24 protein-coding genes are annotated in these 24,562 nt (G+C 68.1%); 12 read left to right on the plus strand and 12 right to left on the minus strand.

Going from position 1 to position 24,562, the window contains the following annotated elements; translation table 11 throughout:
• Positions 1 to 435: 435 nt before the first annotated feature.
• From OXM58_16645 to OXM58_16675, 7 genes are all read right to left on the minus strand, one after another.
• Positions 436 to 1,554 carry a class II histone deacetylase gene (locus OXM58_16645; GenBank protein ID MDE0149992.1) on the minus strand — a complete coding sequence of 373 codons (1,119 nt, stop codon included), beginning with the start codon at positions 1,552 to 1,554 and terminating at the stop codon, positions 436 to 438.
• Between the two features lie 46 nt (positions 1,555 to 1,600).
• Positions 1,601 to 2,866 (minus strand): aryl-sulfate sulfotransferase, encoded by a 1,266-nt coding sequence (locus OXM58_16650; GenBank protein MDE0149993.1) that lies wholly within the window; start codon positions 2,864 to 2,866, stop codon positions 1,601 to 1,603.
• 1 nt (position 2,867) lies between these two features.
• On the minus strand, positions 2,868 to 4,043 hold the full coding sequence (locus OXM58_16655; protein MDE0149994.1) for a cobalamin-independent methionine synthase II family protein: 1,176 nt from the start codon (positions 4,041 to 4,043) through the stop codon (positions 2,868 to 2,870).
• Positions 4,044 to 4,104: 61 nt separating this feature from the next.
• Positions 4,105 to 4,431 (minus strand): hypothetical protein, encoded by a 327-nt coding sequence (locus tag OXM58_16660; GenBank protein ID MDE0149995.1) that lies wholly within the window; start codon positions 4,429 to 4,431, stop codon positions 4,105 to 4,107.
• Complete coding sequence (locus OXM58_16665; protein MDE0149996.1) at positions 4,415 to 4,639, minus strand: DUF433 domain-containing protein; 225 nt, start codon at positions 4,637 to 4,639, stop codon at positions 4,415 to 4,417. The genes OXM58_16660 and OXM58_16665 overlap by 17 nt, the downstream gene beginning before the upstream one ends.
• A gap of 100 nt (positions 4,640 to 4,739) precedes the next feature.
• Positions 4,740 to 5,027 carry a HigA family addiction module antitoxin gene (locus OXM58_16670; protein ID MDE0149997.1) on the minus strand — a complete coding sequence of 96 codons (288 nt, stop codon included), beginning with the start codon at positions 5,025 to 5,027 and terminating at the stop codon, positions 4,740 to 4,742.
• Positions 5,028 to 5,038: 11 nt separating this feature from the next.
• Positions 5,039 to 5,317: a type II toxin-antitoxin system RelE/ParE family toxin gene (locus tag OXM58_16675; GenBank protein ID MDE0149998.1), complete on the minus strand. Its 279-nt coding sequence runs from the start codon at positions 5,315 to 5,317 to the stop codon at positions 5,039 to 5,041.
• Positions 5,318 to 5,464: 147 nt separating this feature from the next.
• Here OXM58_16675 and OXM58_16680 point away from each other — a divergent pair, with 147 nt between their 5' ends.
• Entirely contained in the window at positions 5,465 to 6,466 is a 1,002-nt protein-coding gene (locus OXM58_16680) for an NAD-dependent epimerase/dehydratase family protein (protein MDE0149999.1), read from the plus strand.
• Positions 6,463 to 7,161: an alpha/beta hydrolase gene (locus tag OXM58_16685; GenBank protein ID MDE0150000.1), complete on the plus strand. Its 699-nt coding sequence runs from the start codon at positions 6,463 to 6,465 to the stop codon at positions 7,159 to 7,161. Before OXM58_16680 ends, OXM58_16685 begins: the two co-directional genes overlap by 4 nt.
• Here the strand turns inward: OXM58_16685 and OXM58_16690 are convergent.
• The gene (locus OXM58_16690; GenBank protein ID MDE0150001.1) at positions 7,158 to 8,003 is read right to left on the minus strand and encodes an ion transporter; all 846 of its coding nucleotides are present in this window, start codon (positions 8,001 to 8,003) and stop codon (positions 7,158 to 7,160) included. The two genes, OXM58_16685 and OXM58_16690, sit on opposite strands and share 4 nt — an antisense overlap.
• Complete coding sequence (locus tag OXM58_16695) at positions 8,000 to 8,989, minus strand: ion transporter (GenBank protein ID MDE0150002.1); 990 nt, start codon at positions 8,987 to 8,989, stop codon at positions 8,000 to 8,002. Before OXM58_16695 ends, OXM58_16690 begins: the two co-directional genes overlap by 4 nt.
• 216 nt (positions 8,990 to 9,205) lie before the next feature.
• On the opposite strand from OXM58_16695, the gene OXM58_16700 reads away from it, so the two are divergent.
• Positions 9,206 to 9,676: a YHS domain-containing protein gene (locus tag OXM58_16700; protein ID MDE0150003.1), complete on the plus strand. Its 471-nt coding sequence runs from the start codon at positions 9,206 to 9,208 to the stop codon at positions 9,674 to 9,676.
• Here the strand turns inward: OXM58_16700 and OXM58_16705 are convergent.
• Positions 9,669 to 9,887 carry a ribbon-helix-helix domain-containing protein gene (locus OXM58_16705; protein ID MDE0150004.1) on the minus strand — a complete coding sequence of 73 codons (219 nt, stop codon included), beginning with the start codon at positions 9,885 to 9,887 and terminating at the stop codon, positions 9,669 to 9,671. The genes OXM58_16700 and OXM58_16705 overlap by 8 nt on opposite strands.
• A gap of 15 nt (positions 9,888 to 9,902) precedes the next feature.
• On the opposite strand from OXM58_16705, the gene OXM58_16710 reads away from it, so the two are divergent.
• Positions 9,903 to 10,145 (plus strand): DUF1272 domain-containing protein, encoded by a 243-nt coding sequence (locus tag OXM58_16710; protein MDE0150005.1) that lies wholly within the window; start codon positions 9,903 to 9,905, stop codon positions 10,143 to 10,145.
• Positions 10,146 to 10,183: 38 nt separating this feature from the next.
• On the opposite strand, the gene fumC is transcribed toward OXM58_16710, so the two are convergent.
• Positions 10,184 to 11,584, minus strand: a complete 1,401-nt coding sequence (gene fumC, locus OXM58_16715) for a class II fumarate hydratase (protein ID MDE0150006.1) — start codon at positions 11,582 to 11,584, stop codon at positions 10,184 to 10,186.
• A gap of 178 nt (positions 11,585 to 11,762) precedes the next feature.
• On the opposite strand from fumC, the gene OXM58_16720 reads away from it, so the two are divergent.
• The 4 genes from OXM58_16720 to OXM58_16735 all read left to right on the plus strand — a co-directional run bounded on the left by OXM58_16720 (position 11,763) and on the right by OXM58_16735 (position 15,650).
• On the plus strand, positions 11,763 to 12,839 hold the full coding sequence (locus OXM58_16720) for an aromatic ring-hydroxylating dioxygenase subunit alpha (protein MDE0150007.1): 1,077 nt from the start codon (positions 11,763 to 11,765) through the stop codon (positions 12,837 to 12,839).
• A gap of 335 nt (positions 12,840 to 13,174) precedes the next feature.
• Positions 13,175 to 14,266, plus strand: coding sequence for a polysaccharide deacetylase (locus OXM58_16725; GenBank protein ID MDE0150008.1), 1,092 nt, complete (start codon positions 13,175 to 13,177; stop codon positions 14,264 to 14,266).
• A 50-nt stretch (positions 14,267 to 14,316) separates the two neighbouring features.
• Positions 14,317 to 14,640, plus strand: coding sequence for a hypothetical protein (locus OXM58_16730; GenBank protein MDE0150009.1), 324 nt, complete (start codon positions 14,317 to 14,319; stop codon positions 14,638 to 14,640).
• Complete coding sequence (locus OXM58_16735; GenBank protein ID MDE0150010.1) at positions 14,637 to 15,650, plus strand: GTP-binding protein; 1,014 nt, start codon at positions 14,637 to 14,639, stop codon at positions 15,648 to 15,650. Before OXM58_16730 ends, OXM58_16735 begins: the two co-directional genes overlap by 4 nt.
• Before the next feature lie 7 nt (positions 15,651 to 15,657).
• Here OXM58_16735 and OXM58_16740 read toward each other — a convergent pair whose 3' ends face one another.
• Positions 15,658 to 16,176 carry a hypothetical protein gene (locus OXM58_16740; protein MDE0150011.1) on the minus strand — a complete coding sequence of 173 codons (519 nt, stop codon included), beginning with the start codon at positions 16,174 to 16,176 and terminating at the stop codon, positions 15,658 to 15,660.
• Between the two features lie 195 nt (positions 16,177 to 16,371).
• On the opposite strand from OXM58_16740, the gene OXM58_16745 reads away from it, so the two are divergent.
• The 4 genes from OXM58_16745 to OXM58_16760 all read left to right on the plus strand — a co-directional run bounded on the left by OXM58_16745 (position 16,372) and on the right by OXM58_16760 (position 24,468).
• Positions 16,372 to 18,414, plus strand: a complete 2,043-nt coding sequence (locus tag OXM58_16745) for a hydantoinase/oxoprolinase family protein (protein ID MDE0150012.1) — start codon at positions 16,372 to 16,374, stop codon at positions 18,412 to 18,414.
• Positions 18,411 to 20,657 (plus strand): hydantoinase B/oxoprolinase family protein, encoded by a 2,247-nt coding sequence (locus OXM58_16750; GenBank protein MDE0150013.1) that lies wholly within the window; start codon positions 18,411 to 18,413, stop codon positions 20,655 to 20,657. Before OXM58_16745 ends, OXM58_16750 begins: the two co-directional genes overlap by 4 nt.
• A 105-nt stretch (positions 20,658 to 20,762) precedes the next feature.
• A complete protein-coding gene (locus tag OXM58_16755; protein ID MDE0150014.1) occupies positions 20,763 to 23,321 on the plus strand; it encodes an SPFH domain-containing protein in 2,559 nt (852 codons plus the stop codon).
• Between the two features lie 55 nt (positions 23,322 to 23,376).
• The gene (locus OXM58_16760; GenBank protein ID MDE0150015.1) at positions 23,377 to 24,468 is read left to right on the plus strand and encodes an ABC transporter ATP-binding protein; all 1,092 of its coding nucleotides are present in this window, start codon (positions 23,377 to 23,379) and stop codon (positions 24,466 to 24,468) included.
• The last annotated feature ends 94 nt before the right edge of the window (positions 24,469 to 24,562 follow it).

A 24,562-nucleotide genomic window follows, 5' to 3' on the forward strand; every position in this document is an offset into this window, starting at 1 on the left:
CGCCAGATCCCTCCCTACCGGCCTTTTGCAGAGGAATCCTCTGAAGAGGGGGAAGGACAAGTCTCCGGCGGCCCGGCCCTTTTCGCAGAGGAATCCTTGGGGGAGGGGGGACGCTTTGAGGCCCGGTATCTGGCCGGAAACGGAGAAACATGACGAATCATGACATTCCCTGACGCCTGCGTGCGTACAACTGCCGCCGCTTGCCCTGTCCGTCATCCCGGCCGGGCGCTCTCCCTTTCCGTCATCCCGACTGAGCGAAGCGAATGGAGGGATCTCGGCTCGAACTCGACGACAAGAACCCGAATCCGGCGACGGGATTCCTCCACTCCGCCCCGGATTCAATCCGGGGCTACGGGTCGGAATGACGATTGGAGCGGAGAGGGACGCCATGACGAATCATGACAAAACATGACACATCATGACATCCGCAGACGGCTACCGCGCCAGAAAGGCGGCCAGCCCGGCCCGCTCGGCGGCGGCGATGGCGCGGTCCTGGTGGGGCTGGAGGGCCTGCCAGGGGTTGCCGGCGAGCGCCGGCAGGAAGGGGTCGGTCACGCCGGTCGTCTCGCCGGCGAGCGCCTCGAACACGGCGAGCGCCATGAAGGGCACGATATGGGGCGCATAGCCGCCCTCGTGCAGCATCACGATGCGCCCGCCGCACAGGTCGCCGGCCGCCGCCAGCAGCAGCTCCGTCATGCGGCGGAAGCTCTCGCTGGTCAACATCATGCGGGCGAGCGGGTCGTGGCCGCCGGAATCGAAGCCGCTGGGCACGAAGATCAGGTCCGGCCGGAAGGCGGTGAGCGCCGGCAGCACGACGCGCTCGAACGCCGCCAGATAGGCGCCTTCGCCGGAACCCGGTGGCAGGGGAATGTTGATGTTGGTCCCGGCGCCGGCGCCTTCCCCGGTCTCCTCCGCGGCGCCGCTGCCGGGCGGGAAGGCGCAATCCTGGTGCAGCGAGATGGCGAGCGCCCGCGGATCGGTCCAGAAGGCCGCTTGGGTGCCGTTGCCGTGATGGGCGTCCCAGTCGACGAAGGCGATGCGCGCCAGCCCGCCGGCGTCCAGCGCATAGGCGCCGGCAATCGCCGCGTTGGCGTAGATGCAGAAGCCCATGGCCTCGTCCGGCTCGGCGTGGTGGCCGGGCGGCCGGTGCAGGCAATAGGCGTTGTCGGCCGTTCCGGCGAGCACAGCGTCGACCGCCGCGATCCCGGCGCCGGCGGCGAGGCGGGCGATCTTCTCGCCGTCCGCGCCGACCCGCGTCGTGGCGAAGCGGCGGGCGACGTTGCCGCCGCCGGCCGCGCTCACCGCCGCCACATGGTCGAGATGCGCCTGGGTATGGACGCGCAGCAGGTCGGCATCGCTCGCCGGCGCGGGCGCGAGCATGACCAGCGCGCGGGACAGGCCGCTGGCGTCGAGCAGGTTCTTGATCCGCCGCTTGCCCGGCGCGCTCTCCGGCGGCTCGACGGGCTCCATCCAGTCGAGCCCGCCGATGGGTCCGAAGCGCGTGCCCGTGTCGTGCCACATGAAGCGCTCATCCCAGACCAGGCCGGTCGTCATGGCCGCCTCCCCTGCCTTCGGTTTCCCGCCACCGTCCGCGGGCGCGTCATCCACTGCCGCCGAACCAGTCGGGCGGCACCCGTTCGGCGCGGAAGATCGCCCAGCCCTGCCCGGCGTCGCCGTCGCGGTCGTTCAGTTCGGCGTGGAACAGGATTTCCGGCGGGTCGGTCCGCGTCACCTCGAAGACCTCCGCGCTGCCGTAGCCTTTCGGCGGCAGGTCGGTGCGCGCGCCCTCCGGCCGGGTCAGCGTGATGCCGCCGAAGGTGACGAAGACGTTGCCGGTCTCCGGCAGTTCGCAGGCGCCGCTGACATACATGGAATAGGGCCCTTCGAACGACCAGGCCGGCTTGCAGGTCATCGCCCCTTCGTCGATCCGGTAGGCGATGGCGCGGCTGACCAGCGTATCGATGTCCGGCTTGGGCGCCGGCGGGAAAGCGCCGCTCTCGCCGTTGTCGAACAGCAGCAGGGAGCCGTCCTGCATGAGGCTCGGATCGTGCAGATGCCAGAACCAGTCCGGCCGGCCGGCGGGGTTCAGCAGCTTCGACGCCCAGGGCTCGCGCCAGCCGTCCGGCGTGCCGAGGATCCATGTGAGCGCGCCACTCTTGCGGTCGATCTTGATGGCGCAGTCCTGGTGGCGGACCGTGACGATGAAGCTGTCGTCCGACGGATCGTGGATCAGCCCGTTGGCGTGGGTCCAGTCCGCGCCGCCGGGCACGACCTCCGCGATGGTCCAGAAAGGCGCGTCCAGCCCGTGGCCGATCCGGTGCGGGTCGATGATGTCGAAGAAATCGTGTTCGCGCACCACCGTGCCGTCGGCCGTGAATTCGACGACCGTGTCGCCGGCCAGCTCGCGCTGGCCGCGCGGCCCGGCGATGTCGTGTTCGGAGAGCGGGTAATCGTCGAAGGTCCGCGTCGTCAGCGACAGGGCGGCGAAATTGCCGTCCGGCAGTTCCTGCACCGAATGGTGGAAATACAGCGTATCGACGGGGATCGCGTTTTCCGCCTGCGGGCCGCGGCCCGGCGACGACCAGGCGCGGATCGTCTCGCCCGATTGCGCGACCTCGAGGATGCAGCCGTCGGTCGTCAGGACCAGCAGCGTGTCGCGCGGCGTGCGCTTGACGTCCATCAGCGAGCGGTTGCCGGGCGAACGCCATTGCCAGGCGACTTTGCCGTGACGGTCGAGCGCGACCAGCGCCTCGAACTCGGAATCGCGCGAGATCGCCCGCACCGCCTTGCCGACCGGCAGCACGATGAAGCCGGGCTCGCGCCGCTCCGGCTCGCAGACGTGGATTCGGAAAGGCGGGTGCTCCATGCTACGCGGCCTTCCGCCCCCACAGCCGGTCGGTCGCGAGCGCCGCGCCGTCCGCCAGCGCGCGCAGCTTCTCCCAGACGATGCTGGGCCAGACCCGCGGCAGGCTGGCCAGCGTGGAGAAGCCGCAATCGGTGCCGGCCTGGACCCGCTCGCGCCCGACGATATCGGCGTAGGCGCACAGGCGCTGGGCAACCAGCTTCGGGTGCTCGACATGGTTGGTGTTGGTGTCGATGACGCCGGGCGCCAGAATCTTGTCGCCGGGGATGGGCAAATCGGCCAGGTCTTCGTGCTGGTGGCCGTGCTGGGGATTGGCGCCCTCGAACAGCACGGTCGACGGCCTGGCCCGGAACACGATGTCCGCCATCGCGGCGAAGGGCACGTCGTGGGTGTGCGGGCCCGGATAGTTGCCCCAGCAGATGTGCATACGCATCGCTTCGGCCGGGATGTTGCGGGTCGCGTGGTTGAGCGCCTCGACGCCGACTTCGGCGGCGTGGCGGAAGTCTTCGAGGGACCGGCCGGCGAACTCCATGTGGCGGATCATGGCGAGGTCCGGGCAGTCGATCTGGAGCAGGAAGCCGGCCTCGTGGATCGCCTCGTATTCGCCGGTCAGCGCCTCGCCGAGCGCCAGGACATAGGCGTCGCGGGTCTCGTAAAAGGCGTTGGGCATGAAATGGGCGACGACGCCGGGGGAGGCGGCGTTCATGAAGGCGCCGGCCGGCTGAGCCGCGTCCACTGCCGCGCGATAGTTCGCAAGGTCGGTTTCCAGCGGCCCGGTATCGCCGGGCTCGATCGGCGCGCGGCAGGCCGGCGGGTCGAGGTTCGGCAGCTTGGCGTTCGCGCGCATGCTGGCGGCGTAGTCCGGATGGGCCTTCAGGTCCGACGGCAAAAAGCGCAGCGGCTCCGGATCGCCGAAGCCCCTGAGCCGGTGCTTGACATAGTTGGTGTAGGAGATTTTCGACATCTCGCCGTCGCTGACGATGTCGACGCCGCAGTCTACCTGTTTCCGGACGATCTCCGTCACCGATTCGGCGACGCGGCGCTCAAGCAGCGCAGCGTCATAGGGCCGGTCGCGGTCCCTGGCGACGAGCAGGTCGATCAGGTCGTCGGGCCGAGGCAGGCTGCCGACATGGGTGGCGAGGATGCGATCGGCGGGGAGGGTGTACGGAACGGGGGTCAAGGCTCAATTTCTCCCTATCGTCGGCGAGGCCCCTCGCGTTATGCCGAAGCCGTATAACGCTTCAAGCCGGTACGCGGTAGAAGCGCCTTTGCAGGCCGCCGGACAGAACAGCGACGACGCCGGGAACGAGCGACTGCAAATCCTGCAACCGGTTACGGGCGGCGATCATGATCACAACCGGAATCGGCAGGTCGTCCGCATTCTGTTGATGCTCGATGCCCCGGTCGACCGTAATGACGGCGGCGAATTCTCTGCCGGCGGCGAGGGACAGCAGAAGGCCGTTGTCAGTGCCCGTCCAGCCTATCTCCTGCACCGTGTGCACTGTAAACGATTTCGGAAAGTAAAATGCGAGCCGCCGCGGCACGGAATCGTCAAGCAGCAGCTTCATCGGTGCCGGACATCAGCATCGCCGTTGCACGCTCCAGCACTGCGATCGCCTGGCGCCGCGAGACGGACGGGTAGTCCTCCAGAAATTCGTCAAGCCGGTCGCCCGCTTCCAGATGCTCCATCAGGATGCGCACCGGAACCCGGGTGCCGGCAAACACGGGAGTCCCGCCCAGGATTTCCGGGTTCCGGTCGATGAGTGAGTCGGTCATTGCCCTCTCCGCGGATGCGCTCCCGCGCCGATCGTCCCCAGAATACCGTACTTCAACGCGGCGTAAATGCGGCTATCCCGGCACCGGCGCACCTCGCCGGTCACGCCGCCGCGAACCGCTCGACCGCGATCCGGCCGGCGCGCTCGCGGGCCTGCCAGAGATCCCAGGCCATCTGCATGCCGAGCCAGGTTTCCGGCGTCGAGCCGAAGGCCTTCGACAGCCGGATCGCCATTTCAACCGAGATCCCGGTGCGCTCGTTCACCAGCTCCGAAAGCGCCTGCCGCGTGACACCCAACCCTTCGGCGGCCCGCGTCACGGTCAAACCCAGGGGTTCGAGGCACTGCCGTTTCACGATGCCGCCCGGATGCGGCGGGTTATGCATGCTCATGACCGACCTCCTCAGTGATAGTCCACATAGTCCACATCGACCGCCGCGCCATCCTCGAACCGGAACGTGACGCGCCAGTTGCCCGATACCGAAACCGCCCAATGGCCCTTTAAGCGTCCTTTCAGTTCGTGCAACCGAAAGCCCGGCAGGTTCATGTCCTCCGGCCCCCGGCTGAGATCGAGCGCCGCCAGGATATCCCGCAGTTTCCCGACATGCGCCGGTGCCACGCGCCGGGCCGTCCGGCCCTCGTAAAGCGCCTTCAGCCCGCGATGCCGGAACGAAACGATCATTGCGCAAGTATAATCTGTCGCCTGTCAGTTGACAATTTGCAACCGACACAGGCAGAGGGTATGAGGCGCCATTCCCATGTGAGTTGACCGGGCCAGCCCCCTGTCGGAGAAAATCGCGACAGAACCCAAGGAGAAGAGGCAACACTCATGCGCGTCATCATTACCGGCGGGGCCGGGTTTCTCGGGCGGAAGCTGGCGCGGGCGATCCTGGAGCGCGGTACGCTCGCCGGGCCGGACGGCGCGCCGGCGCAGGTAACGGAACTCGTGCTGTTCGACAACGTCCCGCCGGACGATCTCGGCGGACGGGCCGAAGCGGTGACCGGCGATATCGGCGACGCCGCTACGGTACGCGACCTAGTCGGCGGCGATGCGGCCAGCGTCTTCCACCTCGCCGCCATCGTCAGCGCCGGGGCGGAGGAGGATTTCGAACTCGGCTACCGGGTCAATCTGGACGGCACGCGCAACCTGCTCGAAGCCTGCCGCGGGCTGACCGCGCCGCCGCGCCTGGTCTTCGCCTCGTCTATCGCGGTCTATGGCGGCGACCTGCCGGAGACGATCGAGGACGATACCCCGCCCCTGCCGCAGACCTCCTACGGCATCCAGAAGCTGGTCGGCGAGCAACTGATCCACGACTACACCCGCAAGGGCTATATCGACGGCCGGGCGCTGCGCCTGCCGACGATCATGGTGCGGCCGGCGCCGAACCGCGCGGCCTCGACCTGGGCAAGCTCGATTATCCGCGAGCCGTTGCAGGGCAAGGATTACGACTGCCCGGTCGAGCCTCATGTCGCGATGGCCTGCCTGTCGCCCCGGCGCACGGTGGACGCGTTCATCGCCGTCCACGACCTGCCCGGCGAACGGCTCGGCCTGAAGCGGACGCTGCTGCTGTCGGGCCTCCGGGCGACGGCGTCGGACATGGCCGATGCGGTGGCGCGCAACGCCGGCAACCGCAGCATCGGCGCGATCCGCTGGAGGCCGGACCCGGCAATCATGAAGATCGTCGGCGGCTGGCCCGGCGCGGCGCACGGCGCCAGGGGCGAGGCGCTCGGCATCGCGCCGGACGCATCGATCGACGAAATCGTCCGCGGCTTCATCGCCGACGATCTGGCCGGGGGAAACGGGGCCGCCGAGGGGGATGCCGGCCCATGACCGATTTCGTCCTGGTCCATGGCGCCTGGCACTGGCGGGATGTCGCCGGACGGCTGCAAGCGGCCGGCCATCGGGTGTTTGCGCCGACGCTGACCGGCCTCGCCGACCGCGCGCATCTGCTGACCCGCGAGACCGGCCTGGAGACCCACATCCTGGACATCGTCAATCTGCTCGAATGGGAAGAACTGGACGACATCGTGCTGTGCGGCCACAGCTATGGCGGGATGGTCGTTACCGGCGCCGCCGACCGCGCGGCCGGGCGGCTGCGCGCGCTTGTCTATCTCGACGCCTTCGTGCCGGGGGACGGGCAGTGCGTCAACGACATGGCGCCGCCGGAGCGCGTCGCGGCGTTCGAGAGGTCTGCCGCGGAACGGGGCGACGGCTGGAAGGTGCCGCCTCTGCCGGCGAGCGCCTGGCTCGACGATCCGGCGCAGCAGGCCTGGGTCGAGCCCAAGGTGACGCCGCACCCCCTGCGCTGCCTTACCGACCCCCTGCCGCTCAGCGGCGCCTGGCAGACGGTCAGCCGCAGGATGCATGTCCTGGCGACCGCCAACGACCCGTCGCCCTTCCACGCGATCCATGCGGGCGTGGCGTCCGGACCGGGCTGGCTGCGCCGCCGCATCGACGGGCCCCACGACCTGATGATCTCGCACCCGGCCGAGACCGCCGCGCTGCTGCTGGAAGCGGCCGGCTAACGCCGCTCCAGCATCCCCTTGATCTCGTCCATCTGGCGCTGCAGGGCTGCCATGCGCTGCATCAGGGCGGAGGCTTCGGCCTCGGTGACGGCGTGCATCTCCTCCTTGAGCGCCGCGGATTCGGCCTGGCTCTGCTCGGTCATGGCGTTGACGATCACGGCGATGAACAGGTTGATGACGGCGAAGCTGGTCATCAGGATGAACGGCACGAAGACCATCCAGGCGCCGGGATATTGCTCCATCACAGGCCGGACGATGCCCATCGACCAGCTTTCCAGCGTCATGATCTGGAACAGGGAATACATGCTGTCGCCGACCGTGCCGAACCAGTCGGGGAAGGCCTTGCCGTAAAGCTTGGTCACCATGACGGCGAAGACGTAATAGACCAGCGCAAGCAGGGCGATGACGCTGGAGACGCCCGGAATCGCCGCCATCAGCGCCATCACCACCTTGCGCATCGACGGCACGATGGCGACCAGCCGCAGAACGCGCAGGATGCGCAGCGCGCGCAACACCGTGAGATCGCCGCTCGCCGGCGCGAGCGCGATGCCGACGATGATGAAATCGAAGACGTTCCAGCCGTTGGTGAAATAGCGCCAGCCGAAGGCGAACAGCTTGGCGAGCAGTTCGATCACGAAGATCGCCAGCACGATATCGTCGAGGAGCAGCAGAATCGGCCCGACGCGCTCCATGACGCCGGCCGAGGTTTCCAGGCCGAGGGTGATCGCGTTGAACACGATCACCGCGGTGATCGCGCGCGTGACCCGCGGGCTCTCCATGAAGGCGCCGACCCGGCGGCGCACCCGGTTGAGCGGCGAGGTCGGCTCCGGCAACGCGGTCACGGTTTTTCCGCCAGCAGGGATTTGAGCTCGCGGATCTCGGCCTTGAGCGCGCCGATCTCGGCCGTCAGCTCCCCGGTCTGGGCGTCGACCTTCTGGCCGAGGATTTCGGTCCGCGCCTTCGCTTCCTCGGTCAATTTCATGGTCTGCTCGGCGATATCCTGTTCGAGCGTATCGCGGGCCTCCTCGAGATCGTAGGCCTGCTGCTCCTGCATGGCGTTGACGATCACCGCGATGAACAGGTTGAGCACGGCGAAGCTGGTGACGAGGATGAAGGGCACGAAGACCAGCCAGGCGTTCGGGAAGGTTTCCATCACCGGGCGGACGATGCCCATGGACCAGCTTTCCAGGGTCATGATCTGGAACAGCGAATACATGCTCTCGCCGACCGTGCCGAACCATTGCGGGAAGGTCTCGCCGTAGAGCCGCGTTGCGATCACCGCGAAAATGTAGAAGACCAGCACCATCAGCATCATGATCGAACTGACGCCGGGAATGCTGGCGAGCAGGGCGAGCACCACCTTGCGCATCGCCGGCACGATCGAGACGAGCCGCAGGACCCGCAGGATGCGCAGGGCGCGCAGGACCGAGAAGGCGCCGGCGCTCGGTACCAGTGCGATCCCGACAATGACGAAATCGAAGACGTTCCAGCCGCGCCGGAAGAAGCCGAGGGGCCCGTAGGCGACCATCTTGAGCAGGATTTCGACTACGAAAACGCCGAGAATGATCCGGTCCAGCCCGGCGATCAGCCCGCCGGCATGGGCCATGGCGACCTTCGAGGTTTCGAGGCCGAGGGTGAGCGCGTTGACGGTGATGAGCGCGGTCACTGCCCACTGGAAGTGCGGCCTGTCGATCACGGCGCGCAGCCGGCCGCGCAGCCCGTCCGCGTCCGCGGCGGGCGCACTTTCCGCCTGCTTCCTTCCGGCGCGGCTCCGGCCGGGCAGCGCTTCGCCCGGCCTCATGGCGCCGACCCAGCGACGGGCTCTCACTCCGATACCTCCCTCGTGCTCCGCGACGGGCGGAAGAAAGCGACAGTCGGCTTGTGTTTTAGAGGCGGCGGGCGGCGGATCAACCCTGACTCCGCGTCGCGCGGCTGGTGGCGCACGCCGGTTTCACAGCGCTGTTATGTCGATTTGTGCTGAAAGCCCGGTTCGCGATACCCACATGGAAGCCGATCCCGAACCCCGTACCGTGCGGAGGCCCCGATGACTCTCTCCCGCCGCTTCCTTCTCGCCGCAGCCCTCGCCGCGCCGGTCGCGGCCCTTGCGGGCCATTACACCGTCGCGCCGGCGACCGCCGCCAAGCCGGAAATCTTCGCGCCCGGCGGCATGGCGATCCGCGGCTACGATCCGGTCGCCTATTTCACCGAGGGCAAGCCGGTCGCCGGCAAGCCGGAATTCACCCACGTATGGAAAAGCGCGACCTGGTATTTCTCCAGCGCCGCCAACCGGGACAAGTTCAGGCAGGATCCGGAGCGCTGGGCGCCGCAATATGGCGGTTATTGCGCCTATGGCGTCGCCCAGGGCTACGCCGTCAAGATCGAGGTCGACCAGTGGTCGGTCGTCGACGGCAAGCTCTACCTCAACTACGACCGCAGCGTACAGCGGACCTGGAAGCGGGACATTCCCGGCTACATCCGCAAGGCCAACAAAAACTGGCCCGGCGTGCTCAAGTAAGCCGCCCGCGCAGCCAGGCCAGAACGTGGAGCCGCAGGGCGCTCGACAGATTGCCTTCCGACGCTTCGTCCACTTCCGCGATCAGGCCGGCGAGCGAGCGGCCCTCGGCGGCGGCGATGTCTTTCAGCGCTTCCCAGAACGGCGCCTCCAGCGATACGCTGGTCCGGTGCCCGCGGATCGTGACCGAGCGCTTGACGACCCGCTCCGTCATCGGGAGACAACCGCCATGCTGATCCTGAAACCGGGTTGCGAATGCTGCGACCGGGATCTGCCGCCGGACGGTGCCGATGCGCGCATCTGCAGCTTCGAGTGCACCTTCTGCGCCGCCTGTGCCGGGAGCCGGCTGAACGGCATCTGCCCCAACTGCGGCGGCAACCTGGTAGCGCGCCCGATCCGTCCGGCGGCCCTGCTGGCCAAATTCCCGGCTTCGGCCGAGCGGGTGTTCAAGCCGGAGGGTTGCGCCGCCTGATCCATTCATTTGCCGGGCCGGGATCGCCGATCCGCGCCTCAGCCCGGCCGCGTCATCTTCTCCGGGCGCACCCAGGCGTCGAACTGTTCCTCCGTCAGCAGGCCGAGTTTCACGCCGGCTTCCTTGAGGGTCGAGCCGTCGGCATGGGCCGTCTTGGCAATCTTCGCCGCGTTGTCGTAGCCGATATGCGGGTTGAGCGCCGTCACCAGCATCAGCGAATCGCTCATCAGCCGGTCGATCCGCGCCTCGTTCGCCTCGATGCCGGCCACGCAATTGTCGGCGAAGGAGACGCTGGCGTCGGCGATCAGGCGGATCGATTGCAGCAGGTTGTGGATGATCACCGGCTTGAAGACGTTGAGCTCGAAATGGCCGTTCGAGCCGGCGACGGTGATCGCCGTGTGGTTGCCGATCACCTGGCAGCACACCATGGTGAGCGCCTCGCACTGGGTCGGATTGACCTTGCCGGGCATGATCGAGGAGCCGGGCTCGTTAGCCGGCAGCACCAGCTCGCCCAGGCCGGAGCGCGGGCCGGAGCCGAGAAAGCGGATATCGTTGGCGATCTTCATCAGCGAGGCCGCCAGCACGTTGAGCGCGCCCGACGCCTCGACCGCCGCGTCGTTGGCCGCCAGCGCCTCGAACTTGTTGCGCGCGGTGCGGAAGCGGAAGCCGGTGATCTCCGACACCCGGGCGGCAAACGCCTTGTCAAAGCCCTTCGGCGCGTTCAGGCCGGTGCCGACCGCCGTGCCGCCCTGTGCCAGTTCCGACAGACGCGGCAGCGTCTGCTTCACCCGGTCGATGCCGTATTTCATCTGCTGGACGTAGCCCGAGAATTCCTGGCCGAGGGTCAGCGGAACGGCGTCCTGAGTATGGGTCCGGCCGATCTTGATGACCCGGTCGAAAGCCTTGCGCCGTCCGTCAAGCGTGTCGCGCAGATGCCGCAGCGCCGGCAGCAGCAGCGTCTCGATCTGCACCACCGCTGCGATGTGCATGGCGGTCGGGAAGGTGTCGTTGGACGACTGGCTGCGGTTGACATGGTCGTTCGGATGGACGGGGTTCTTCGAGCCGATCTCGCCGCCCATCAGCTCGATGGCGCGGTTCGAGATCACCTCGTTGGCGTTCATGTTCGATTGGGTGCCCGAACCGGTCTGCCAGACGACCAGCGGGAAATGATCGTCCAGCTTGCCCTTCATCACCTCGGTCGCCGCTCTGACGATTCCCTTGCCGGTCTTCTTCTCGAGCGCGCCAAGCTCCATGTTGACTTCGGCGGCCGCCCGCTTGAGCACGCCGTAGGCGTGGATCACCTCGCGCGGCATCCGCTCCTCGCCGATGCGGAAGTTGCCGAGCGAGCGCTGGGTCTGCGCCCCCCAGTAGCGGTCCGCCGGCACCTTCACGGCGCCCATCGTATCGGATTCGGTGCGCATTTCCCGTTTATCGTCCATCGTCTCTCGCCCGTGCTTCAGGGAGTGTCGGTCGGTGAGGATGTAACCCGCGGCCGCCCGCCGGTGAACCGGCAGCGGCGACGCATGACGGGCCTTCCGGAAATGCCGCCTTTCCCCGCTTTGACGCGCCCGCCTGTTGGTATAGGCTACCGGCAAAATACCTTCCGGAGGGATGGCCATGCACAACATCGCGACGCTGCCGGCCCCGCGTAACGCGTGGTATGTCGGCGCCTGGTCTCACGAAGTCACCGAAAAGCCTCTGGCGCGGACCATCCTGAACGAGCGGGTCGTGCTGTTTCGCGACCGGGAGGGCAAGGCGGCGGCGCTGGAAGACCGGTGCAGCCACCGCGCGACGCCGCTGTCGCTCGGCGAGGTTACCGAGCGCGGCCTGGAATGCGGCTATCACGGCCTGACCTTCAACGGAGACGGCGACTGCGTCTTCATCCCGGGCCAGGACAGCATCCCGCCCCAGGCCTGCGTCCGCGCCTATCCAGTGGTCGAACGCCAGGGCATGGTGTGGCTCTGGACGGGCGATCCGGAGCGGATCGACGATTCGACCCTGATCGACTGGCCGTGGAACGACGACGCCGAGAACTGGCCGGTCCGCTACGGCCGGATGCACCTCAAGTGCAACTACATGCTGGTCATGGAAAACCTGATGGACCTGACCCACATCCCCTACATCCACCGCAAAACCATCGGCGGCGGCGACCAGATGGGCCAGGTCAACGCCGAGATGATCACGAAGCGGACGGATACGGGCGTCCACTACATTCGCTGGATGGAGGGCATCCAGCCGCCGCCGACCTACGTCAAGGCGGCCGGATTTGCCGAGGGCGCGAAGGTCGACCGCTGGCAGGAATTCGAATACGTCGCGCCGATCACGGTGCTGCAATGGACCGGCGCCCTGGAGAGCGGCCGCGGCGCGCGCGAGAACCGGGACCAGGACGGCGGCTTCTCGCTGCGCATCTATCACGGCGCGACTCCTGAGACCGACACCAGCTGCCACTACTATTTCGCGATCAACAACGGCTGCATGGCGCGCAGCGAGGCCGACAACGACAAGCTGTTCCAGGAAATCTGGAACACGTTTCTGGAAGACATCGACTTCGTCGAGCGGCAGCAGGCCTGCCTGGAAACCGATCCCGAACGCCCGCTGGTCGACATCAAGCACGACAGCGCGCGCATCCACGCCCGGCGCAAGATCGAGCGGATGGTGGCGGCCGAAAGCGCGATGGCAGTGGCGGCGGAATAAGACGCCCCCCGGGCGCCGCAGTCCCCTCCCGCCCTTTCCCGGCATTCGGGCCCGTCCACTGCGGCTCTTTCCTCTCCCGTCATTCCGACCGGAGCCGCCCGAAGGGTGGCGGAGTGGAGGAATCTCGTCGCCGAACACGGGCTCTTGTCGTCGCGTTCGAGCTGAGATCCCTCCACTCCCTCCGGTCGGTCGGGATGACGAGTGAGGTGGTCGGTGGTGATGACCGGACAGGGCGATATGCCCCGCCGGAACCCGCCCGCATATCCGCCCATTGCGCTTCGGCGCAAAAATCGACACTCTCCGGGCTATTGCGATACCCGAGCGACGAGAGTGACATGAGCGACGACAGGACCAGCGATTCGATGCGGGCGACCCGCGCTTCCGGCGGGATCGGGCCGCGCTACCAGCCGCGTTCCCTGATTGACCGGGGGACCGACCCGGGCGGCCGTGCGCCCGGCGGCGGCCCGCCGCTGGCCGCTCCGACCCGCCCTGCGCCCGCAGCGGCAGCCTCGGGCGGCGGCAAGAAGGACATCCTGTGCGCCATCGGGATCGATGTCGATGCGGTCGCCGGCTGGCTCGGCTCCTACGGCGGCGAGGATTCGCCCTGCGACATCTCCCGCGGCCTGTTTTCCGGCGAAATCGGCTCGCCGCGCCTGGTCCGGCTGTTCGACAAGTTCGGCATCCGGACGAGTTGGTTCATCCCCGGCCATTCGATCGAGACCTTTCCGAAGCAGATGAAGATGGTGGTCGACGCCGGCCACGAGATCGGCATGCACGGCTATTCCCACGAGAACCCCATCTCCATGACGCCCGAGCAGGAAGAGGCGGTTCTGGACAAGTGCATCGAGCTGATCGAGCGGCTGTCCGGCCGCCGGCCGACCGGCTATGTCGCTCCTTGGTGGGAGTTCAGCACCGTTACCAACGAACTGCTGCTGAAGAAGGGTATCAAGTACGACCACAGCCTGATGAACAACGATTTCCACCCCTTCTACGCGCGGGTCGGCGACAGCTGGACCAAGATCGACTATTCGAAGAATGCGGAAGAGTGGATGAAGCCGCTGGTGCGCGGCGTCGAGACCGACCTGGTCGACATTCCGGGCAGCTGGTATCTCGACGACCTGCCGCCGATGATGTTCATCAAGTCGGCGCCGAACAGCTTCGGCTTCGTCAACCCGCGGGATATCGAAGACCTGTGGCTCCAGCAGTTCGAATGGGTCTACCGGGAATACGACTACGCGGTCTACACGCTGACCATCCACCCGGACGTCGCCGGCCGGCCGCAGGTCCTGCTGATGCTGGAGCGGGTGTTCGACTATATCAGCCAGCATGCCGGCGTGCGCTGGTGCACCTTCGACGAGATCGCCGACGATTTCATCCAGCGCTATCCGCGCGAAGGGGCGGCGCGGCCGGAATCGGTGCTCGTCTGAGCGTGGCGCCGGCCCGGCTTGGCGGATAGTTGCGTCGCGGCGGCTCCGCCATGTGCAGCCTGTGCGGCGTGCTCGGCGGGCGCGGCCACTGGACCGAGAGCAGTTCTTCGCCCGAAGCCTTCGCCAGCCGCCGGGAAGAGGTGACCCGGCGGCGCGAGCGCCAGGAGCGCATCCGCCTCGCCAACCGCATCCTCGGTCATTACGGCCTGAAGCTCGCGGATTTCAGCGGCGGTTCCTATGTGCTGTCGACCCACACCGGGCGCTCGAAGATCGTCGACAACATCACCGAGGTCTGGATTGCGGCCGAGGCCCTGACCGGCCGCGGCTGCGATCCCCTGGACCCGGCGCTGCTCGCCGGCCTTGCGGCGCGATGACCGCCTACGACACGCTGATCCCGATCAACATCGTCACCGGCTTCCTCGGCAGCGGCAAGACGACGCTGCTGGCCCGGCTGCTCAGGTCGCCGGCCCTGCGCGACACCGCCGTCCTCATCAACGAGTTCGGCGAAGTCGGCCTCGACCATCACCTGATCGAGCATGCCGAGGAAAGCGTCCTGCTGATGGACAGCGGCTGCCTGTGCTGCGCCATTCGCGGAGATTTGCAGGGCGCGCTGAGAAGCCTGTTCTCCCAGCGCACGCGGGGCGAGATCCCGCCCTTCCGGCGCGTCGCCATCGAGACCTCCGGCCTCGCCGACCCGACGCCCATCGCCTACACGATTCTCGCCGAGCCGGTGCTCCAGCATCACTTCCGGCTCGGCAACGTCGTCACCGTCATCGATGCGGTGAACGGGGCGGCGCAGCTCGAACGCCATCCCGAATCGGTCAAGCAGGCGGCGATCGCCGATCGGTTCGTGCTGACCAAGACGGCGATGGCGGACGACGGCGGCCGGACCGTCCGCGCCGCCGTGCGCGAAATCAACGCCGCCGCGCCGGTATTCGACATGGACGCCGATCCGTTGAAACCGGACACCCTCCTGACCGACGATCTTTATGCGACCGGCGGCAAGCGGCGCGAGGTTGCCGGCTGGCTGGAGGGATTCGCCGCGGCTTCCGGCGACGGACACGACCACGACCATAGCCACGGGGTCGGCTCCTTCTGCCTCCGGTTCGACGGGCCGATGGACTGGACGGCGTTCGGCCTGTGGATGAGCATGCTGCTCAACCGGCACGGCGAGCGCGTCCTGCGCGTCAAGGGCATGGTGAACGTCGCCGGCGTCGCCGATCCGGTGCTGATCAACGGCGTCCAGCACATCGTCCATCCACCGACCCACATGACCGGCTGGCCCGACGGCGACCGCCGCTCGCGCATCGTCTTCATCGTTCAGGATATGGACCGGGCGGAAATCGAAAGCTCGCTCAATGCCTTCAACGCGCTGGCGGCATAGCAGCCGCCTAGGCGTTCGAACTGCGGCGCGGCGGGGTGCGGCCCGGGCGGCGCCCGAGGCGGAAGGCGCGCACCATACGGTGCAGCAGGTAGAAGCCGATCGCCAGGATCACCAGCACGATCATTGCGAGCAGCTTGCGCCCGAAGAGCGGGTCGAGCACCGTGCCTTTATCGATCAGGTGCAGGCTCAGCATCTCGATCAGTTGGAGAATACCGCCGGCGCACAGGATCAGGGCGACCAGAAGCGCGACCTGCAGCGTGTCGAAGACCAGTCCTTCAGCGTCCAGATCGCTGACCCGGCGGAAGAAGTGCTGGCGGAACGACTGCCAGTGCGCAATGACGTAGGCGACGACGCCGACGAAGGCGGCGAACCAGAAGACGATGGTCGACGACGCCAGGCCCCGGATGCTGTCGCTGACCAGTTTCTCGAAGGGCGGATAGAAATAGACGAAGACCGCCAGGATCACGAGGCCGACGATAACGATCCAGAATCGAAGGGAACGTAGGCCCTCGGTTACCTGCGCCATGGCTCGAACGGGGTCCGGTGGTTGAAACGGCCGGCAGTACAGCATACCGGGTTTCGGAAAAAAAGCCCTGACGCAGGGGCCGATCGGTCGCCCCGCAACGGGCGCTGCATCGGTTGACGGCGCGGGCCGCGTTGGGAATTATCCGCCTGCGCGCCGGCCCGCGGACGGCGCGCGGGAGGAATGACGGAAAACCCCATGCCCCATCGCCTGGGTATCGATATCGGCAAGACTTTCACGGATTTGTTGCTGCGCGACGATTCCGGGACGGTGCATGCGCTCAAGACGGCGAACAGCCCCGGCGATCCGGCTTCCGCCATCGCTGGCGGCATTCGCGAACTGGCCGCCGGGGCCGGCGTCGCGCCCGGCGACATCGCGACGGTCGTTCACGGCGTCTCGGGGCTCGACCCTGCGGAAACAGACGGTCCGGCCGTCGGCCTGCTGGTCACGGCCGGCTTCGAGCATGTGCTGTTGCTCGGCCGCGGCCAGGGGGCGAGCCCGCTGGCCGGCCGCATCGTCGCAACCCTCGGCATTGACGAGCGCATGGAGGCCGGCGGCCAGGTCCGGCAGCCGATCGACGAAGCGAGGGCAAGAGACGCGCTCCAGACGCTGCGCGACCTCGGTGCGACGGCCATCGCGGTTTCGCTGCTCCACGCCGCCGCGAACCCGGCGCACGAGCGGGCGCTCAAGGCGCTGATCGGCGAAATCGCCGCCGACATGCCGGTCGTCCTGTCCAGCGATGTCGTCCGGGAAGCGGCCGACTACGAGCGGACGGTTGCGGCGGTGTCGACGGCGGTGCTGCGCCCGGCGCTCACCCGCTATTTCGAGGGCTTTGCAGACACGCTACATACCCTGGAAGCCGCGGCGGAGATCCGTGTCGCGCGCGCCGACGGCGGATCGATGTCGGTCGCGCATGCCGGCGACTCCCCGGTCGATGCGCTCAATGCCGGGCCGGCCGCGGGCGTTGCCGCCGCAGCTGTAGCGGCGGCGCATGCCGGCTGTCGCGATGCGCTCGCCCTGGATATGGGTGGCGGCGCGACCACGATCGGGATCATTCTCGACGGCGCGCCCGTCGTCACCCGCAAGACGCCGGTTGCCGGCGCGAACCTGACGCTGCCGTCCATCGCCGTCCTCCAGGCGGGCGCCGGCGGCGGTGCGGCGGTGCGGATCACGAGCCACGGTGCGCTGCGCGTCGGGCCGGAGGCCGCGGCCGGCGGACCCGCCTGCTTCGGCGGCGACGGGCCGACGCTTACCGATGCAAATCTCGTGCTCGGCCTGATCCCGGCCGGGTCCGACCAGGGTTCCGCGCAGGACAGGGCGCCCGACCGCGCCGCGGCGGAGGCCGCGATCGCCCGCCTCGCGGACCGGCTGGGCGTGAACCCCTATCACGCGGCACAAGGCGTTCGCGACCTGGCCAACGAGAAACTGTATGGCGCCCTGCGCCAGGCTACGGCGGCGCACGGCGTCGACATCGCGTCGATGCCGCTGGTCGCCTATGGCGGCGCCGGGCCGCTGCACGGCAATGCGCTCGCTATCCTGTGCGGCGACGGGCCGGTCGTCATCCCGGCGCGGCCGGGTTCGATGTCGGCCCGCGGCTTTGTCGATGCGCCGCCCCGGCAGGAATTCGGGCACAGCTGCCGCTGCCTGCTCGACGATACGAACGCCGCGGCGGTCGGAGAGATTCTCGATTCGCTGGGCGGCAGCGCCAACGCCTGGCTGGACGAGGAGGGCGAATCCGCAACCGGCCGGCAACTCCGCTTCGAAGCGGATGTGCGCTATCGCGGTCAGGGCAGCGATTTCACGCTCGATATCGATCCGGTGAACCTGCCCAACTGGGGCCTGCGCGACCTGGCGGACCGCTTCTCGACGGCCTTCGAGCAGCGTCACGGGGTCCGGCTCGATGCGCCGGTCGAACTGGTCCGGCTGCGCGCCGTCGCCGGCGGCAGGGCGGCAGGACGGCGCAACGGCGCATCGCCGGGCCGATCCGCGCCGCGGCCGTCCGGCCCGGGCGACGCTTCCGGCGCAAAGGTCGACGACCAGCGCATCTATCTCGACGGTAATTTCCTGACCGCGCCGGTTTATGCGGCGGGCCGGCTCGACGCCGGCAGCCGGGTCGCCGGTCCGGCGCTGGTCGCCGGGGACGGTTGGACGGCGGTGGTTCATCCGGGTTATGCCGGCGCGGCCGGGGCCGACGGCGCTCTCGTCATCGCGCCGGACCGGGACGGGGGCAACGCCGCATGACACCACCCCGTTCCTCGACGCCGTCCCTCGACGCGATGCTGGAATCGACCCGCGAGCAGTTCGACCGGACCTTCGCCGACCGGCTGCGCCAGGCGGACGCCGCCGGGCTGCGCAACCGCCGGCAGCGTGCTGCGGCTCCGGAAGAGCCGGCGACCGAACCGCACGCCGAAGCGGATTCGGACATCGATGCCGTGCTGAACCGGCGGTTCGGCGCGGACTGGTCTGCCGAGCTGGTCGAAACACAGGTGACCGGCAACACCCTTTCGGCGCTCTACCGGCTGACGGTGGACGGCCGCTCCGCGCTCGAATTCGGCGATGCGCCGGCAGACGGAAACCGCGAGGCGGCGCTGGAAGCGGCGCGCCGGTCGGCGCTCGCGAGGGCGGCCGATGCGCTGGCCCACGGTGCGCAACCGTCGGCGGCCACGACGGATCCTGCCCCGCTGCGCACACCTGCGTCCCCAACGACGACGGGGCCGCGCGCCGCTCCGGCCCCGAGCGGCGCGCTGGACGCGCTCGCCCTCGACCGGATCGAGGCGGCCTGGCGTCAGATCCGCAAGGAAGCGGGCAACGTTCTGGCACAGGCTGCGATTGCCGAACCGGCGCGGCAGAAGGCGGCCGAAACGGCGACGCTGACCGACGCCCGCGGCGCCACATTGATCGGCCGTCCGGTGCCGGCCGTCGCCGACCTGGCCCGCAACCGGTCGCGCGATCTCCGTCCGGGCGACGTATTCCTGGCCGGCGATCCCTACGCCGGCGTTCAGGCCGGGACGTGGACGGCGATCGTTCCGGTATTCGCCGCGGAAACCGGCGGCGATCCGGTCGGTTTCAGCGCCGCGACGGCGCCAATGGCCGGCAGTGCCGGCGCGGTCCCGGGAAGCGCCCCGAACGGCGCGCGCTCGGTCTACGGCGAAGGGCTGCGGATTCCGCCGATCCGCATTTTCGACGATGGCCAGGCCAGCAGCGCGGCGCTGGACCTTATGCTGAACAACATTCCCGAATCCGGGGCGGCCCACGGCGACCTCCGCGCGCTGGTCGAAGCGGCGCAGGCCGGCGAACGGGGGATCGCCGACCTGTGCGTCCGCTTCGGGGCCGAGAGCTACCGGCAGGCCTGCGCCGCGGCGCTGGAGCGCACCGGGCGGGCCCTGCGCCGGATCGTTGCCGAGCATCTCCCCGAAGAGCCGAAATCCTTCGAGGACAGGATCGACAGCGACGGCTGCGGCAACGGACCGTTCACACTCAAGCTGGCGGTATGGCGCGAGGGCGAGCAGGCGTTTTTCGACTGGACCGGCACGGCTGCCCAGGCCGAAGGGCCGGTCAACCTGCTGCTTGACGATACGGTCTTCGCCCATATCGCCGCCGGTCTGCTGGTTCGGACGTTCGATCCTGAAATCGCGGTCAACGACGGGGTGCTTGCGCCGCTGCGCATCACGCTTCCCCCGGGCAGCCTTTTGCACCCGCGTTTTCCGGCGCCGCTGGGCAACGGCGCCCAGACCCTGGCGCGGGTCTACGATGTGTTGAACGGCGCGCTCGGCCAGTTCGCGGGCGCAGCGGGCGCCGCGGCCGGCTACGGGTCCAGCCCGCAGCTTGTTTTCACCGGCGAGGACAGCCGCGGCAGGGCGGTTTCCCTGACTGACCGCCTGTTCGGCGGCGCGCCGGCGCGCTCCGGGCGCGACGGCGGGGACGGCCGGTCGCTTTCCGCCGGCGCCAGGAGCCGGCCGGCCGAGCAGCTGGAATCAAATTTTTCCGTCACGGTCGAGAGCGTAACGGCAATCGCCGACAGCGGCGGCGCCGGTGCGCATCGCGGCGGCTGCGGTGTCGAGAAAGTCTACAGGTTCCGGACGGCGGGCACGCTGAGCTTGCGCGACGAACGGGAGCAATCGCAGCCCTGGGGCCGCAACGGCGGCGAGGCGGGGGCGTGCTCCGAAAAGATCGTGGTGCGAACCGACGGATCGCGCGAACAGCCGGGCTCGAAGGCCGGCGGCGTGAGGGTGGCGCCCGGGGACCGGCTGATCTTCCGGACCGCGGGCGGCGGCGGATGGGGCAATCCGCTGGACCGCAGCCCCGAACAGGTCCAGAAAGACGTCCGGCGCGGCCTGGTCTCGACGGCCGGGGCCCGGGATCGCTATGGTGTCGTCGTCGCCGGCAGCCCGGCGGCCTGTACGGTCGACAGGAATGCGACCCAGGAACTGCGCGAGACGCTCGGCAGGTCCCGCGGCCGCTCCGGCGGCGGGAGCGCGCGGTGATTTCGGGCGGCGGACGAATGAACGGCCATCGCAGGCCGGCAACGGGGAGGCGGCGGCCGGTGGCAGGCCGCCATACGAGGATGCCCGACACGGAGGGGCGGAAGCATGGTTGAGAACATCATCGTCGGCATCGTGCTGGCGATCATCGTCGTCGCGATCATCTACATCCTGTCGATCTGGGTGTATAAGCGCGCGCCGTCGAACATGGGCTTCATTCGCACCGGCTTCCTCGGCACCAAGGTGTGCCTGGGCCGCGGCGCGATCGTCCTGCCCGTCTTCCATGAGGTGACCTGGGTCTCGCTCGAGACGATCAAGCTGATCGTCAGCCGCTCGCGCGACCAGGCGATTCTGACCCACGACAACGTCCGCGTCGACGTCGGAGCGGAACTCTACACCCATGTCGGCCGGACCGAGCAGGAACTGCTGACCGCCGGGCGCAGCCTGGGCGAGAAAACCTTCGATCCGGAGAAGGTGCGCAGCCTGCTCGAAGCCAAGGTGGTCGGCGCCCTGCGCAGCTATGCCGCCACCAAGTCGCTCAAGGAACTGCACGAGAACCGCGAAGCGATGGCCGAGGCGATCAAGGCCAACGTGACCGAAAGCTTCAACGCCAACGGCCTGACGCTGGAAGAGGTCACCGTCGTCACCCTGGAACAGACCGGCAAGGAGCATTTCAAGACCGACAACGTGTTCGACGCCGAAGGCCTGAAAATCATCACCGAGATCACCAGCGACGCGCGGCGCAAGGTCCACGACACCGAGAAGCGCACCACGGTCGCGATCCGGCAGAAGGATCTGGATACCCAGCTCGAACTGCTCGAGATCGAGCGCCAGGAGGCGACCGCGCGCGCCAACCAGGACAAGGCGGTCTCCAACGAGGAAGCCCTGCAGATGCGCGAGAAGCAGGTCTTCATCCTCAATCAGCGCAAGGCGGTGGAAGAGCAGGAGATCGGCAACGAGGTCGAGCTCGAAAAGATGCGCACCGACCGCGAACTGGCGATCACGGAAGAGGCCCAGAAGCGCGAGGCGTCGGAGATCCAGAAGGCTCTGAAGCTGGAGCAGGAGCGCCGCGACAAGGAAATCGCCATCATCGCCAAGGCCAAGGAAGAGGAGCTGGCCGAAATCGACCGCGCGCTGGCGCGCGAGAAGGCGGAGAAGGACAAGCAGATCGGCCTGATCCAGAAGGAGGTCGAGCGCCAGAAGGCCGACATCGCCCAGGCGACGGCTGTGGCCGCCGAGGAGGAAGCCGCGCGCATCGAACGCCACAAAGCGGCCGAACAGGCGGCGCTGGAGACCCGCCGGCTGAGCCTCGCGACCCGGCTGAACCTGCTGGAACTGGACAAGGAGGAGGAGTTCGCCTCCGCCAACCAGGAGCAGGAAGTCTCCAACGAGAAGGCGCGGACGATGAGCGAATCCCAGCGCTTCATCATCGAGCAGCGCTGGACCGTGCAGCAGGAGGAGATCGACAAGGAACGCGCCCTGGAGGCGGCGCGCATCGAGAAAGACGCGGCGATCATCGACGAGGGCACCAAGAAGGAGGCCGCCGAGATCAAGCGCCTGCTCGCCGTCGAACTGGAGGAGCGGGAGCGGGAAATCGCCCTGATCGGCAAGGAGCAGGAACGCGAGGCGGTCGATATCCGGCGCTTCCTGGCGCGCGAAGTCGAGGAGCGCAACCGGGAGATCGCACTGGAGGAGAAGACGCGGGAGTTGGAGGCGGCCGAAGCGGGCCGGCTGGCGACGACCGCAGACCGTGTCCGCGCGACCCATGCCGCCGAGGCCGCCGGCCATCTCGCCGACGCCGAGACGGAAAAGGAAATCCGGCGCATCGAAGCCGAGAAGCAGGCCACGGCCGAGCGGATCGCCGAAGAGGCCAAGGCGCAGATCGCCAGCATGCACATGGTGACCCAGTCCGAGGCGCGCCAGCAGGCGGCGGAGCGCGAGGCCGCGGCCACGTTGACCAAGGCCAACGCCAACAGCGAGGCGCAGAAGATCACCGCCGAGGGCGTCGAGCGCGAGGCCGGCGCCCGCGGCCGGGCCGAAATGGAGATCGAGGCGCTGCGCGTCCAGCGGACCGAGGAGAAGCTGAAGGCCGAGGCGGCCGGCATGGAGGCCAAGGCCGACGCGCTCAAGAAGTACAACGAGGCCGCAATGTTCCTGGAGCTTTCGAAGCTCTTCATCGAGGCGGAGCGCGACGTCCATATCGACCAGGCAAAGGCCATGGGCAACGCCCTGGAAGGCGCGCATATCCGCATGTATGGCGGTAGCAACGACGGCACGATGGACACGATCCGCGGCTTGTTCAACTCCGGCTTCGGCCTGGGCGAGGCGATGGAGGGGCTGGCCCATTCGATGCCGGACGGCCTGCGCGACCGCTTCAACGCCAACGGGCTGCGCGGCCTGTTCGGCCGGCCGGCGGACAGCGGCCTTCTGCTCCAGACCCACGGGCAACTCAAGGTTCTGGTCGAGCGCGAACTGGGCACCGCGGCGGCTCGGCAGGCGCCGCTCGGCGAGGCGGTCGGCAAGCTGGAAGAGGCGGCCGGCAGCGATCCGGCGCAGCAGCGCGCCGTCGGCCTGCTCAAACAGGTCGTAGCCGAAGGCGATTTCGCCGACGTGCCGTTCGAGACGATCTGGTCGCTGCTGAGCGCGCTGACGGAAAGGACCGACTGACCGAAGCGCTCGCCGGGCCGGAGGAACCGTTGCCGATGCGACGGCGGAACCGCCGATGACCGACCACGACGTCGTCCTGGAGGGGGTGAACAAGACCTTTCCGGGCAACGTACGCGCGGTGATCGACTTCAACTGTGAAATCCGGCACGGCGAGTTCGTCGCAATGCTGGGGCCGAGCGGCTGCGGCAAGACGACGACCCTGCGCATGATCGGCGGGCTGGAGGAAGTGACCAGCGGCAAAATCTGGCTCGCCGGCACCGACGTGACCGACCTGCCGCCGTCCCAGCGCAACACCTCCATGATGTTCCAGAGTTTCGCGCTGTTCCCGCACCGAAACGTGCTTCAGAATGTCGAGTTCAGCCTGAAGATGCAGGGCGTGCCCAGGGAGGAGCGGGCGCGCCGGACCCGGGATATGGTGGACATGGTCGGCCTCACGCCGCTCGCCGACCGCCGGCCGCACGATCTCTCCGGCGGTCAGCAGCAGCGCGTCGCACTCGCCCGGGCGCTGATCAGCGAGCCGACGGTGCTGCTGCTCGACGAGCCGCTCGGCGCGCTGGACTACAATCTGCGCCAGTCGATGATCATCGAGCTGAAGAAGATTCAGCGCGACACCGGCATCACCTTCATCATGGTGACCCATTCGCAGGAGGAGGCCATGTCGATGGCCGACAAGGTGATCGTGATGAGCGACGCACTGATCCAGCAGACCGGCACGTCGCGGGAAATCTACGAGTCGCCGCGCACCAGCTTCGTCGCCTCCTTCATCGGCAACAACAATCTGATCCGGGGCATTGTGCGCTCGCGTTCCGGCTCCATCGTGCTCGTTGAGGCCCACGGCAAGATGTTCTACGTCCGGGTGCCGGACTATATCGCCACCGTCCATGTCGACCGCGAGGCGCATTTCTCGGTGCGCGCCGACCTGATGCACACCGGCGACCATCCGGACATGGCGAACCGGGTCGAGGGCAAGTACGTCACCACCGAGTTCCGGGGATCGCTGGAGACCGACGTGTTCGAGATTGCGCCGGAGGCCTACGTCTCGGTCGAGCAGCACCGCGGCGTCCACGACCGCATGTACGATCCCGGCGAGCGCGAGACCATCTGCTGGCCCGCCGACGCGGGGGTGCTGCTGGAGCAGAACCCTTAAGCGGGCCGGGAAAAAGCGCCCGCCTCCCAGACAGTCGTTTTTCCGCTCCGCCCAGGGTTGGGTCCAGGGCTTCGGTCGAAACGACCGACGGGTT

The organism is Rhodospirillaceae bacterium (assembly GCA_028819475.1).
Taxonomy (GTDB): Bacteria; Pseudomonadota; Alphaproteobacteria; order Bin65; family Bin65; genus Bin65.